Raw genomic sequence first — 12,951 nt, 5'->3', positions numbered from 1 at the left:
AAGTAAATAATGAAACGAAAAATAAAGTCAAATATTCATAATAATAGTAATTTAATTGAATTGAAAAATAGAGTGATTTTCTTGGGTATTGCGATATTAGTTTTTCGAATTGGTTCTTTTATTCCTATCCCAGGGATTGATAGTACTATTTTAGAAAATCTTATAAAAGATCAGAAAGGTACTGTTATTGATATATTTAATATGTTTTCTGGTGGCTCTTTAAGTCGAGCTTCAATTTTTTCATTGGGTATTATGCCTTATATTTCTGCTTCAATTATTATGCAATTATTAACATTAGTAAATACTAGGTTATCAGATATTCGAAAAGATGGTGAATTAGGTAGACGTAAAATTGATCAATATACAAGATACTTAACTTGTTTTTTATGTATATTTCAATCTATTGGTATTGCTAGTACATTACCAAATATACCTGGTATGAAAGGATTAGTTTTGAATCCTGATTTTTATTTTTATATTGTTTCTTCTATGAGTTTATTAACTGGAACAATTTTATTAATGTGGTTAGGTGAATTAATTACTGAATATGGTATTGGTAATGGTATTTCAGTAATTATTTTTATTGGTATTATATCTAGTTTACCAATGGCTATAAATAATACTATTAAACAAATTAAAAATGGTGAATTACATATATTAATGTTATTAGTTATTTTGTCTGTTATCTTTTTCGTTACTTTTGTAGTTGTTTTTATGGAAAGAAGTTATCGTAAGATTATTTTAAATTATGTACATCAACATAAAATTCGAAAAATATATGCTATGCAAAATACTCATTTACCATTAAAAATAAATATGTCAGGGGTAATACCTGCTATTTTTTCTTCTAGTATTATGATTTTTCCTCTTACTATATTTTCATGGATTGGAGTTAGTAATAAATATTATTGGTTAATAAAATTTATTTCATATTTACAACCAGGTCATATATTATATATAATAATTTATTCAATTTGTATTGTGTTTTTTTGTTTTTTTTATTCTAGTTTAACATTTAATTCTCGTGAAACATCTGAACATTTAAAAAAATCTGGAGCTTTTATTTCAGGTATTCGGCCTGGAGAGCAGACTTCTAAATATATTAGTAATGTAACAGCTAGATTAACTTTTATCGGTTCTTTATATATTTTATTTATTTGTCTTATTCCAGATTTTATGAGATTATGTATGCATGTTCCATTTTATTTTGGAGGAACATCATTATTAATTGTAGTAGTAGTTATTATAGATTTTATTACTCAAGTTCAGACATTAATAATGTCTAGTCAATATAGTTCGATTTTAAAAAAATCTAATTTAAATATTAGTAATTTTAAATTATAAAATTGTGTCATTATGGTTAGATTAATATAATTTAATATATGGTGAAATTATGAAAGTTAGAACATCAGTAAAAAAATTATGTCGTAGTTGTAAGATTGTAAAAAGAAAACATGTTGTGCGTGTTATTTGTAAAAATTATCCTAAACATAAACAACGTCAGGGATAAGTTATAATTTAGAAAATATTAGTTGTAAAAATATTATAAATTATTTTTAATACTTATTATAGAGGTGCATATAATGGCTCGTATTGCAGGGATAAATATTCCTAATCATAAACATACTTCTATTGCATTAAAGTTAATATATGGAATAGGTAAAACTAGATCAAAAGTGATTTGTATGAGTTGTAGGATATCAGAACATACTAAAATTGGAGAATTAAATGAAAATCAATTAGATTTATTAAGAGATTCTGTTGCTAAATTTGTTGTAGAAGGAGATTTAAGAAGAGAAAAAACATTAAATATTAAACGGTTAATGGATCTTGGATGTTATCGTGGATTGAGACACCGTCGAGGGTTACCTGTTCGAGGACAAAGAACTAAAACAAATGCTCGGACTTGCAAAGGTCCTAGAAAACCAATAAAAAAATAATTTTAGAGAATTTTAAACTATGGGAAAATTTTTAGTACGTTCCAAAAAGCGTATAAAAAAACAAATTACAGATGGTATTGCTTATATTCATGCATCTTTTAACAATACTATAGTTACTATTACTGATCGTCAAGGTAATACTTTAGGATGGGCTACTTCTGGAGGTTCTGGATTTAGAGGATCACGGAAATCTACACCTTTTGCGGCTCAAGTAGCTGCAGAAAGATGCGTTGAATGTGTTAAAGACTATGGAATTAAAAATTTAGAAGTCATGGTAAAAGGACCTGGACCAGGAAGAGAATCTACTATTCGTGCATTGAATGCTGCTGGTTTTCGAATTACTAACATTACTGATATTACTCCTATACCTCATAATGGATGTCGTCCACCTAAAAAGCGACGTGTATAATTTTAAATAATTAATGAGAAAGTAAAATGGCAAAATATTTAGGACCAAAGTTAAAGTTAAGTCGTCGTGAAAATACAGATTTATTTTTAAAATCCGGTTATCGTTCTATTGATTCAAAATGTAAATTGAATCAGTTACCCGGACAACATGGTTTTCGTAAAACTAGATTATCTGAATATGGTATACAATTGCGAGAAAAACAGAAAGTACGTCGTTTATATGGAATATTAGAACGTCAATTTCGGAATTATTATAAGCTTGCTGCAAAATTAAAAGGCAATACAGGAGATAATTTATTAATATTATTAGAAAGTAGATTAGATAATGTAGTATATCGGATAGGTTTAGGTGTTACACGTTCTGAATCTAGACAATTAATTAATCATAAATTTATTATGGTTAATAATCGCATTGTTAATATTGCGTCATATCGTTTATTACCTAATGATTGTATAAAAATTAGAGATAAATTTAAAAATACAAAAAGAATTAAAGATTCTTTAGAATTATCGGAAGCAAGAGAAAAATCTAGTTGGATACAAGTAGACAGTAAAAATATGGAAGGTGTATTTTATCGATATCCTGATAGGTCTGAATTATCATCGGATATTAATGAACATCTTATTATCGAATTATATTCTAAATAGACTATAAAATGTATTATTAGGAGAGATAAAAAAATGCATAGTTTTATTAAATATTTTATAAAACCTCGTATAGTGAATATTCAACAACAGAGTTGTACTGCTATAAAGGTAATTTTAGAACCTTTAGAAAGAGGTTTTGGTTATACTCTTGGTAATGCATTACGTAGAATCTTACTTTCTTCTATGCCTGGTTACGCAATAACTGAAGTTCATATTGATGGAGTGTTACATGAATATAGTTCCAAGGAAGGTGTTCAGGAAGATATTCTTGAAATATTGTTAAATTTAAAATCTTTAGCAATTAAGGTATATGGTAAAGATTCAGTAATGTTAAAATTAAAAAAATGTGGGATTGGACCAGTTTTTGCATCTGATATTACTCATGATGGGAATGTGGAAATTATTAATTCAGAACATATAATCTGTCATTTGACACATAAGTCATCATCTATTAACATGAGAATGAGAGTAGAACATGGGAAAGGTTATATTCCTGCTGCATCAAGAATAAAATTTAATACTAAGGATGTTGGGTGTATATCATTAGATGCTTGTTATAGTCCAATAGAACGTGTTTCATATTTTGTTGAATCAGTGCGAGTAGAACAAAGAACTGATTTAGATCGATTAATTATGGAAATGGAAACTAATGGAACAATTGATGCTGAAGAAGCAATTCGACGTGCTGCTACAATATTATCAGAACAATTAAAGCCATTTGTTGATTTACGTAACATTAAAGAATCTGAAGTAGAAGAAAAAAAACCAGAATTTGAACCTATTTTATTACGATCAGTAGATGATTTAGAGTTAACTGTTCGGTCTGCAAATTGTTTAAAAGCAGAATTAGTACATTATATTGGTGATTTAGTTCAAAAGACTGAAATAGAATTGTTAAGAACACCTAATTTAGGTAAAAAATCTTTAACAGAAATTAAAGATATATTAGCTTCACGAGGATTATCGTTAGGTATGTGTTTAAATAATTGGCCTCCTAAAGATTTATCTAATAAATAGAAATATACATTATGCATATTATTTTTTTTATAAAAGGGTTATTATGAGACATCGAAAAAGTGGTCGTCATTTAAATCGTAATTCAAGTCATTTAAAATCTATGTTTAATAATATGGTTTGCTCTTTATTACAATATGAAATTATAAAGACTACTGTACCTAAAGCAAAAGAATTACGTTCTATAGTTGAACCGTTAGTGACTATTTCTAAAATCGATAATGTGAGTAATAGAAGATTAATTTTTTCTAAAATTCGAAATAATTTAATAGTGCATAAATTATTTAGTGATATTGGTCCACATTTTCTCAATCGTTCTGGAGGCTATACCCAAATTCTAAAATGTGGCTTTCGTATTGGCGATAAAGCACCGATTGCTTATATTCAATTGATTAATCGAGTTAAAGTATAGAAAATTTTTAAGTAATTATTATATTTAACGGCATATTATTGCCGTTCTATTTTTAATTATTTATTATTCAAGATATTGCCTTTTGAAAAAATTTTTTGATGAGAATTAATAAATTCAGATATTTTGATTATTTTTTTTCCTGGTAACTGAATTTTTTGAATATTTATTATATTTTTTATTGTTTGTATTTGAATACCATGATTATTTATTTTAATAATTTCGCCGATGTGATATTTTTTAATACTTTTTAAAATAGTAACTTTAAAAATTTTAATTATATTATTTTTAATTTTAATATAAGTTCCTGGTTTAGGATTTAAAGCTCTTATCATTCGATCTATGTGTTTTGCATTCATAAAAAAATTGAGTGATGCCATTTTTTTTTTTATTTTTATTGCATATGTTGTAGCTTTTGGATTTTGTTGTTTAAATTGATATTTTTTATTTTGTATATTATTAATGATAGTTAATATTTTTTGACTACTAATATTATATAATTTTTTTGTTAAACTAATTGTTGTTTCTCGTATACTTGTTGGACATGATATTTTATGTAATATTTTTCCAGTATCCATATTTTCATCCATTTGTATTATGGTGATTCCTGTTTTATAATCTCCATTTAAAATGGACCATTGGATAGGAGCTGCACCTTTCCATTTTGGTAATAATGAAGTGTGTATATTGAGATATTTTTTAGGAAATATATTTAATATATATTTAGGTATAATAATTCCGTATGCAATGACGATAATAAAATTGATTTTTATCATCATGAATTTCAAGATATGTATTGTGTGAAAAGTATTAGGTTGAAATGTTTGGATTTTATAATTTTCTGATAAAAATTTAACAGGTGATTGGATTATCTTTTTTCCTCTTGTATTGGGTCGATCTGGTTGTGTTAATACAGCTAATATTCGATGATGTGATAGTAATAGTAAATTTAAATAGTTGGCAGAAAAATCTGAAGTTCCTGCAAAAATAATTTTTAATGATTTTTCTAGATTATTTTTATGAATCATTATTTTATATCTCTAATTAAAATATATTTTTAATAGTCTATTAGTAACTTTCCAATCAGGTGATCCATTTCATGTTGTATACAAATTGATAATAATGATTTAGCTTGTAATGTAATTTTTTTTCCATAATAATTAAGAGCTTGAATTGTAATATGTTTTGATCTTGTGATTTCTTTTTTTATTCCTGGAAGTGATAAACATCCTTCTGTTGTACTAATTTTATCATATTCATAAATTTTTTTTGGATTAATTAATACTAAGGTATCATAATATTTGCTGATTTTATCAATAACTATAATTTTTAAATTGATATTAACTTGTGTAGCAGCTAATCCAATTCCTTTTTCTTGATACATGGTTTCAAACATATTATGAATTATTTTATGTATTTTTTTATTTATTTTATTAACAGGTTGTGCTGATCGTCTTAATCGTTTGTCTGGATATTTTAATATTTTTAAGAATGACATAAAGTATATATATTTTGAAATTAATTGTTTATATATTATATTCTTTTATAATACAATAGTATATTTAATAGATTTATTTTAATGATTTTATATTATTTTCATTAAAGTAAATGATGAAATTTTTATATAAATATATGGATATATAAAATTAGTATTTTAATATTTTATTATATTTAAGTTGTGATTTTTTACTTTTATTAATCTAAAATAAATATTAAATTTATTATAAAATTTGTAATATTTTTGTTGGAGGATTATTTAAAATGATTGATAATAAAGAAAATAATTATTTACTGTTTGGTAATCCTGTAAATCATTCTAAATCACCAATAATTTATGATTTATTTTCTAAACAAATAGACATTAATTTTAATTATAGTGTGAAATGTATTGAAAAACAAGATTTTTGTAATTTTGTTTATAATTTTTTTCATAGTTATGGAAAAGGAGCAAATGTTACGGTTCCGTTTAAAGAAAAGGCATATAAGTTATCTAATATATTAACGGAAAGAGCATATATTTCTGGTTCTGTAAATACTTTAAAAAGTACAGAAAATAACAGAATTGTTGGTGATAATACGGATGGTATTGGATTATTATATGATCTAAAACGATTAAATTTTATTAATTTAGGATTTCGTGTTTTATTAATCGGTGCAGGTGGGGCTGCTCGGGGTATTATACCATATTTATTATCTTTTAATTGTTCTATAGATATTTTAAATCGAACATTAGAACGTGCAAATAATATAGTATCATATTTTAAACATTTAGGTTGTATTAAGGCAATTAAATTAAATGAATTTCATAAGTTGTATAAATTACATTATAATTTAATTATTCATACCACTTCTGTTGATTTTCAAGGAAATAACCGTTTTTTTATTCCTAATATTATTTTTAATTCTGATAAAACTTTTTTTTATGATATTTGTTATAGTGATGATATGACTATGTTTCTAAAATGGTGTAAAAGTTGTGGGGCAAAATATTATTCTGATGGTATCGGTATGTTAGTTAGTCAAGCAGCTTATTCTTTTTATTTTTGGAATAATATTTTACCTAATATTGATACAGTTATTAATTATTTAAATCGAAATAAGAAATATAAAATTTATAATGTTTTAAATAGAATAAAAAATAAAAAAAACACTTGACTATTTTATAATATTTTGTAAGAATTATATCTTAAATTTATTATAATTATTATGTTTTATATTTATTTATTTTATACATTTTAAAATAGTATTTTTAATTATTTTTGATTGTCCCCTTCGTCTAGAGGTCCAGGACATCGCCCTTTCATGGCGGCAACAGGGGTTCAAATCCCCTAGGGGACGAAAATAATTAACATTTAAATTAAAAAATGTTATACTTAAATAAAATAATGTGTTATGATATATTATAAATTTTATAAGAAGTATTTATTAATATTTATTAATATTTATTAATATTTATTGATATTTTTTTTGTTTTAAATTTTTAATTTTTCGTTCTTTTACAATATAAATTAATAAAAACATCTGTGGGTTGTAAGGTTAAGCAAGTAAGCGTATATGGTGAATGCCTTGGCAATCAGAGGCGATGAAGGACGTGCTAATCTGCGAAAAGTATCGGTGAGCTGATAAGAAGCGTGATTATCCGATGGTATCCGAATGGGGAAACCCGATGTATTAGAGATAATACGTCATTGTTAATTGAATACATAGATTAACAAGGCAAACCAAGAGAATTGAAACATCTAAGTATCTTGAGGAAAAGAAATCAATTGAGATTCCCTTAGTAGTGGCGAACGAAAAGGGAAAAGCCTAGAGTTGTAATCTTTACTATTTTTAGTAGAATATTTTGGAAAAAATAGCGAAACATGGTGATAGCCCAGTATACGAAAAAAATAGTATTAGTGAACTCAAAAAGTAGAGCGGGACACGAGAAATCTTGTTTGAAGAAGGGGGGACCATCCTCCAAGGCTAAATACTCCTGATTGACCGATAGTGAACTAGTACCGTAAGGGAAAGGCGAAAAGAACCCCGGTTAGGGGAGTGAAATAGATCCTGAAACCATATACGTACAAGCAGTAGAAGCCTATTTTATCAGGTAACTGCGTACCTTTTGTATAATGGGTCAGCGACTTGTACTTTGTAGCAAGGTTAACCAAATAGGGGAGCCGTAGGGAAACCGAGTCTTAAATGGGCGATAAGTTTCAAGGTACAGACCCGAAACCCGGTGATCTAGCCATGGGCAGGTTGAAGGTTGGATAAAACTAACTGGAGGACCGAACCGACTAATGTTGAAAAATTAGCGGATGACTTGTGGTTAGGGGTGAAAGGCCAATCAAACCGGGAGATAGCTGGTTCTCCCCGAAAGCTATTTAGGTAGCGCCTCGTGAATTCATCTTCGGGGGTAGAGCACTGTTTCGGTTAGGGGGTCATACCGACTTACCAATCCGATGCAAACTCCGAATACCGTAGAATGTTATCACGGGAGACACACAGCGGGTGCTAACGTTCGTTGTGGAAAGGGAAACAACCCAGATCACCAGCTAAGGTCCCAAAGTTATAGTTAAGTGGGAAACGATGTGGGAAGTCATAGACAACCAGGATGTTGGCTTAGAAGCAGCCATCATTTAAAGAAAGCGTAATAGCTCACTGGTCAAGTCAGCCTGCGCGGAAGATGTAACGGGGCTAAAACTATACACCGAAGCTGTGGCAATATAAAATAATATTTTTTATTGGGTAGGGGAGCGTTCTGTAAGCTGTTGAAGAAGTATTGTAAAGTACTTTGGAGGTATCAGAAGTGCGAATGCTGACATGAGTAACGATAAAACAGGTGAAAAACCTGTTCGCCGAAAAACCAAGGTTTCCTGTCCAACGATAATCGGGGCAGGGTAAGCCGATTCCTAAGGTGAGGCCGAAAGGCGTAATCGATGGTAAACAGGTTAATATTCCTGTGCTTAGTGTTATTGCGAAGGGGGGACGGAGAAGGTTAGATTATCCAGGCGACGGTTGTCCTGGTTTAAGCAGGTAGACAGAATAATTAGGAAAATCCGGTTATTTAAAAAGTTGAGATGTGATGACGAATTACTACGGTAATGAAGTAATTAATACCATGCTTCCAAGAAAATCCTCTAAGCTAGAGATATCACTAAATCGTACCCCAAACCGACACAGGTGGTTAGGTAGAGAATACTAAGGCGCTTGAGAGAACCCAGGTGAAGGAACTAGGCAAAATGGTGCCGTAACTTCGGGAGAAGGCATGCTGATTGTAAGTGATAAGATTTACTCTTTTAGCTGAAATCAGTCGAAGATACCAGCTAGCTGCAACTGTTTATTAAAAACACAGCACTGTGCAAACATGAAAATGGACGTATACGGTGTGACGCCTGCCCGGTGCCGGAAGGTTAATCGAAGGAGTTAAAGGTAACTTGAAGCTCTAGACTGAAGCCCCGGTAAACGGCGGCCGTAACTATAACGGTCCTAAGGTAGCGAAATTCCTTGTCGGGTAAGTTCCGACCTGCACGAATGGCGTAATGATGGCTAGGCTGTCTCCACCTGGGACTCAGTGAAATTGAAATTGCTGTGAAGATGCAGTATACCCGCGGCAAGACGGAAAGACCCCGTGAACCTTTACTATAGCTTGACACTGAATATTGATTTTTAATGTGTAGGATAGGTGGGAGACTAAGAAATTAAGTCGTTAGGCTTAATAGAGTCGTCCTTGAAATACCACCTTTTGAAATTTAATATTCTAACCTAATTTCGTAATCCGGAATAGAGACAGTGTCTGGTGGGTAGTTTGACTGGGGCGGTCTCCTCCCAAAGAGTAACGGAGGAGCACAAAGATTGGCTAATCACGGTCGGAAATCGTGAGGTTAGTGCAAAGGCATAAGCCAGTTTAACTGCGAGCGTGATGACGCGAGCAGATGCGAAAGCAGGTCTTAGTGATCCGGTGGTTCTGTATGGAAGGGCCATCGCTCAACAAATAAAAGGTACTCCGGGGATAACAGGCTAATACCGCCCAAGAGTTCATATCGACGGCGGTGTTTGGCACCTCGATGTCGGCTCATCACATCCTGGGGCTGAAGCAGGTCCCAAGGGTATGGCTGTTCGCCATTTAAAGTGGTACGCGAGCTGGGTTTAGAACGTCGTGAGACAGTTCGGTCCCTATCTGCCGTGGGCGCAGGAAGATTGAGGGGAGCTACTTCTAGTACGAGAGGACCGAAGTGGACGCATCACTGGTGTTCGGGTTGTCATGCCAATGGCATTGCCCGGTAGCTATATGCGGACGAGATAAGCGCTGAAAGCATCTAAGCACGAAGCTTTCCCCAAGATTAGTCTTCCCTGAGACGAAAGTCTACTGAAGGGATGTTGAAGACTACAACGTTGATAGGCTGGATGTGTAAGCATAGTAATATGTTGAGCTAACCAGTACTAATGACCCAAGAGGCTTAACCTTACAACACCACAGTTGTTTTTATTAATTTATATTCTAAAAAAAACTAATAATTAAACTTAAAATATAAGTTTATTCAGTATCCTGATAATAATAGTGTAATGGTACCACCTGATTCCATACCGAACTCAGAAGTGAAATATTATAACGCCGATGGTAGTACAGGGTTTCCTTGTGTGAGAGTAGGGAGTTATCAGGGTACTGAAATTTTATTTTTATTATGTAATGTTTTATACTATTTTAATTTTATATTTATTTATTCCTATATTACATATAGGTATATTTAATAAAAATATCGATATATTTCTGTAATTATAAATCTTAAAATCACAACTCATTTTATTATTTTTAATTTTTATGTAATATTTTAAATTTTATAATATAAAATCTAAATATATATAATTTATATTAATTTTAAAGTATAATTTTTATGTATTATAATTACTTTTATTTTGTATTTAATATATAAATTTTTATTTTTATCTTATATTCCAGTAGGAAATAATGATTGTTAACTAATTTTTTATATAAAAAAATTAGTTTGTAGTATTTATTTGGTAGGTTTAAAAGTAAAGATGTCCAAGATTAAAGGCAATGTGAAATGGTTTAATGAATCAAAAGGTTTTGGTTTTATTACACCAGAAGATGGTAGTAAAGATGTTTTTGTTCATTTTTCAGCTATACAGAGTAATGGGTTTAAAACTTTATCAGAAGGTCAAAGTGTTGAGTTTGAAATTACTGAAGGTGCAAAAGGACCTTCAGCTGCTAATGTAGTTAGCTTATAATTTATAATATAAATAATATTGCAAATTTTAAATAGAACACGCTCCACAGTTCGGATAGAGGATTTATCGTTCTGTGGCTATGAATATAATACATACTGTATTATATTATATTTTATAAATTGAAATGATTTTAAAGTTTTATTTTTTATATTTAAAAATTAATTTGTTTATATTGTAGAGCTATGTGATGTTAAAAATATTTAATACCATAACTAAAAAAAAAGAATTTTTTTTTTCAAATAATTTTAAAAAAATCAATATGTATGTATGCGGGGTAACTGTATACGATTATTGTCATATAGGTCATGGTCGTACATTTACATTTTTTGATATGATAGTGAAATATTTACAACATTGTCGATATAAATTTAATTATGTTCGAAATATTACCGATATTGATGATAAAATTATTCAAAAATCAAAAATGAATAAAGAAAAATTTTCTTCTTTAACTAAACGTATGATTTTAGAAATGAAGACTGATTTTAAAAAATTAGGACTACAATCTCCTACTTTTCAACCGCTTGCTACTCATCATATTAATACGATAATTAATATGATACAAGTGCTTTTAGATAATAAAAATGCTTATATTGCAATAAATGGAGATATTATTTTTTCTGTTTCTAGTTATTTAAAATATGGTGTTTTTTCAAGTCAATTATTAAATAAATTACAAAATAATAATAAAAAAAATATATTAAATATTAAATATAATAATCAAGATTTTGTTTTATGGAAAAAACAAGTATTTTTAGATGATCCTTGTTGGGAATCTCCTTGGGGGAAAGGTAGACCAGGTTGGCATATTGAATGTTCAGCTATTAATCATGATTATTTTTCAAGTAATTTTGATATTCATGGGGGAGGGATAGATTTATTATTTCCTCATCATGAAAATGAAAGAGCTCAATCTATATGTTTTAATAGTATTTATCAATATGGAAATTATTGGATGCATGTAGGTATGTTGTTGATAAGAAATAAAAAAATGTCAAAATCATTAGATAATTCTTTATCTTTAAAAAATATTTTAAAAACATATGATTCTGAAGTAATTCGATATTTTTTTTTATCAACTCATTACAGAAGTCCTTTATATTATTCTCAAAAAAATATTCAAAAATCATGTATAGATTTAAGAAAATTATATTTTATCTTATATAAAAGTAGTATTAAGGATCTAATGATAACAGATAAAATATCACATAAATATTATTACTTATCTGTTTATTTTTATAAATCTATGAATGATGATTTTAATACTCCTCAAGCAATATCAATATTATTTAAATTGGCACAAAAAATAAGTTTTTATTTAAATAATTATCATATTGTTTTGGCAAAACAATTAGCATATCAATTAAAATATTTAGCTAATACAATAGGATTATTATCTCAAGATCCTATAATTTTTTTAAATAAATATAATTCACTAAATAAATTTAATGATATAAATCAAAATAATTATATTATAGAGATAATTAAAAAACGTAACATTGCAAGAAAATATAATTTATGGGGGAAAGCAGATAAATTACGTAATAAATTATATAAATTAAATATTATATTAGAAGATACTCCTTGTGGAACATTATGGAAAAAAGGTAATTTTTAATTATATTTATATTTTTCAATATTTTTTAATATATTATTTAATTAACTAATTAAAGTTTATATTCTATTGTAAAAAGTAGAATAAAATTTATATTTTTATAACTTAATTATTTATTGATACTAATAGAAATAATAATTAATTAGATTTTTAATTAATTATTTAAATTTTTAATATATTTATTA

The 12,951-nt window shown here is 28.3% G+C and carries 12 protein-coding genes, 1 tRNA gene and 2 rRNA genes; 13 read left to right on the top strand and 2 right to left on the bottom strand.

Features of this window, described 5'->3' with window-relative positions; genetic code table 11:
* Nucleotides 1-9 precede the first annotated feature (9 nt).
* The 7 genes from secY (at nt 10) to rplQ (ending at nt 4,422) form a co-directional block, all read left to right on the top strand.
* On the top strand, nt 10-1,344 hold the full coding sequence (secY, locus tag AB4W56_RS01645) for a preprotein translocase subunit SecY (protein WP_367675737.1): 1,335 nt from the start codon (nt 10-12) through the stop codon (nt 1,342-1,344).
* Nucleotides 1,345-1,393: 49 nt separating this feature from the next.
* The gene (gene rpmJ / locus AB4W56_RS01640) at nt 1,394-1,510 is read left to right on the top strand and encodes a 50S ribosomal protein L36 (protein WP_367675736.1); all 117 of its coding nucleotides are present in this window, start codon (nt 1,394-1,396) and stop codon (nt 1,508-1,510) included.
* A 73-nt stretch (nt 1,511-1,583) separates the two neighbouring features.
* Nucleotides 1,584-1,940: a 30S ribosomal protein S13 gene (gene rpsM / locus AB4W56_RS01635; RefSeq protein ID WP_367675735.1), complete on the top strand. Its 357-nt coding sequence runs from the start codon at nt 1,584-1,586 to the stop codon at nt 1,938-1,940.
* Nucleotides 1,941-1,959: 19 nt separating this feature from the next.
* On the top strand, nt 1,960-2,349 hold the full coding sequence (gene rpsK, locus AB4W56_RS01630) for a 30S ribosomal protein S11 (protein WP_367675734.1): 390 nt from the start codon (nt 1,960-1,962) through the stop codon (nt 2,347-2,349).
* Between the two features lie 26 nt (nt 2,350-2,375).
* Nucleotides 2,376-2,996 carry a 30S ribosomal protein S4 gene (gene rpsD, locus AB4W56_RS01625; RefSeq protein WP_367675733.1) on the top strand — a complete coding sequence of 207 codons (621 nt, stop codon included), beginning with the start codon at nt 2,376-2,378 and terminating at the stop codon, nt 2,994-2,996.
* A 33-nt stretch (nt 2,997-3,029) separates the two neighbouring features.
* Nucleotides 3,030-4,013: a DNA-directed RNA polymerase subunit alpha gene (gene rpoA, locus AB4W56_RS01620; protein WP_367675732.1), complete on the top strand. Its 984-nt coding sequence runs from the start codon at nt 3,030-3,032 to the stop codon at nt 4,011-4,013.
* 43 nt (nt 4,014-4,056) lie between these two features.
* Nucleotides 4,057-4,422 (top strand): 50S ribosomal protein L17, encoded by a 366-nt coding sequence (gene rplQ / locus AB4W56_RS01615; RefSeq protein WP_367675731.1) that lies wholly within the window; start codon nt 4,057-4,059, stop codon nt 4,420-4,422.
* A 56-nt stretch (nt 4,423-4,478) separates the two neighbouring features.
* Here the strand turns inward: rplQ and fmt are convergent, their stop codons facing one another.
* Nucleotides 4,479-5,447: a methionyl-tRNA formyltransferase gene (gene fmt, locus AB4W56_RS01610; RefSeq protein WP_367675730.1), complete on the bottom strand. Its 969-nt coding sequence runs from the start codon at nt 5,445-5,447 to the stop codon at nt 4,479-4,481.
* A 29-nt stretch (nt 5,448-5,476) separates the two neighbouring features.
* Nucleotides 5,477-5,917, bottom strand: coding sequence for a peptide deformylase (gene def / locus AB4W56_RS01605; protein ID WP_367675729.1), 441 nt, complete (start codon nt 5,915-5,917; stop codon nt 5,477-5,479).
* A gap of 263 nt (nt 5,918-6,180) precedes the next feature.
* On the opposite strand from def, the gene aroE reads away from it, so the two are divergent.
* The 6 genes from aroE to cysS all read left to right on the top strand — a co-directional run bounded on the left by aroE (nt 6,181) and on the right by cysS (nt 12,769).
* Complete coding sequence (gene aroE, locus AB4W56_RS01600; protein ID WP_367675728.1) at nt 6,181-7,074, top strand: shikimate dehydrogenase; 894 nt, start codon at nt 6,181-6,183, stop codon at nt 7,072-7,074.
* A 110-nt stretch (nt 7,075-7,184) separates the two neighbouring features.
* A tRNA-Glu gene (locus AB4W56_RS01595) sits at nt 7,185-7,257 on the top strand.
* Nucleotides 7,258-7,453: 196 nt separating this feature from the next.
* A 23S ribosomal RNA gene (locus AB4W56_RS01590) occupies nt 7,454-10,369 on the top strand.
* 80 nt (nt 10,370-10,449) lie between these two features.
* Nucleotides 10,450-10,565 (top strand): 5S ribosomal RNA (rrf, locus tag AB4W56_RS01585).
* A 376-nt stretch (nt 10,566-10,941) separates the two neighbouring features.
* Nucleotides 10,942-11,151 carry a transcription antiterminator/RNA stability regulator CspE gene (gene cspE / locus AB4W56_RS01580; protein ID WP_158349571.1) on the top strand — a complete coding sequence of 70 codons (210 nt, stop codon included), beginning with the start codon at nt 10,942-10,944 and terminating at the stop codon, nt 11,149-11,151.
* 187 nt (nt 11,152-11,338) lie between these two features.
* Nucleotides 11,339-12,769, top strand: a complete 1,431-nt coding sequence (gene cysS / locus AB4W56_RS01575) for a cysteine--tRNA ligase (protein ID WP_367675727.1) — start codon at nt 11,339-11,341, stop codon at nt 12,767-12,769.
* Nucleotides 12,770-12,951: the final 182 nt, after the last annotated feature.

It is taken from the genome of Buchnera aphidicola (Phyllaphis fagi) (assembly GCF_964058955.1).
GTDB lineage: Bacteria > Pseudomonadota > Gammaproteobacteria > Enterobacterales > Enterobacteriaceae > Buchnera_L > Buchnera_L aphidicola_AI.
This window is presented reverse-complemented; position numbering and strand designations above follow the sequence as displayed.

What these genes read in the sequence shown, in the direction of transcription:
- def (WP_367675729.1), bottom strand. Translation starts at nt 5,917, where the DNA reads ATGTCATTCTTAAAAATATTAAAATATCCAGACAAACGATTAAGACGA.
- rpmJ (WP_367675736.1), top strand. Translation starts at nt 1,394, where the DNA reads ATGAAAGTTAGAACATCAGTAAAAAAATTATGTCGTAGTTGTAAGATT.
- rpsM (WP_367675735.1), top strand. Translation starts at nt 1,584, where the DNA reads ATGGCTCGTATTGCAGGGATAAATATTCCTAATCATAAACATACTTCT.
- rplQ (WP_367675731.1), top strand. Translation starts at nt 4,057, where the DNA reads ATGAGACATCGAAAAAGTGGTCGTCATTTAAATCGTAATTCAAGTCAT.
- cysS (WP_367675727.1), top strand. Translation starts at nt 11,339, where the DNA reads ATGTTAAAAATATTTAATACCATAACTAAAAAAAAAGAATTTTTTTTT.
- cspE (WP_158349571.1), top strand. Translation starts at nt 10,942, where the DNA reads ATGTCCAAGATTAAAGGCAATGTGAAATGGTTTAATGAATCAAAAGGT.
- secY (WP_367675737.1), top strand. Translation starts at nt 10, where the DNA reads ATGAAACGAAAAATAAAGTCAAATATTCATAATAATAGTAATTTAATT.
- aroE (WP_367675728.1), top strand. Translation starts at nt 6,181, where the DNA reads ATGATTGATAATAAAGAAAATAATTATTTACTGTTTGGTAATCCTGTA.
- rpoA (WP_367675732.1), top strand. Translation starts at nt 3,030, where the DNA reads ATGCATAGTTTTATTAAATATTTTATAAAACCTCGTATAGTGAATATT.
- rpsK (WP_367675734.1), top strand. Translation starts at nt 1,960, where the DNA reads ATGGGAAAATTTTTAGTACGTTCCAAAAAGCGTATAAAAAAACAAATT.
- fmt (WP_367675730.1), bottom strand. Translation starts at nt 5,447, where the DNA reads ATGATTCATAAAAATAATCTAGAAAAATCATTAAAAATTATTTTTGCA.
- rpsD (WP_367675733.1), top strand. Translation starts at nt 2,376, where the DNA reads ATGGCAAAATATTTAGGACCAAAGTTAAAGTTAAGTCGTCGTGAAAAT.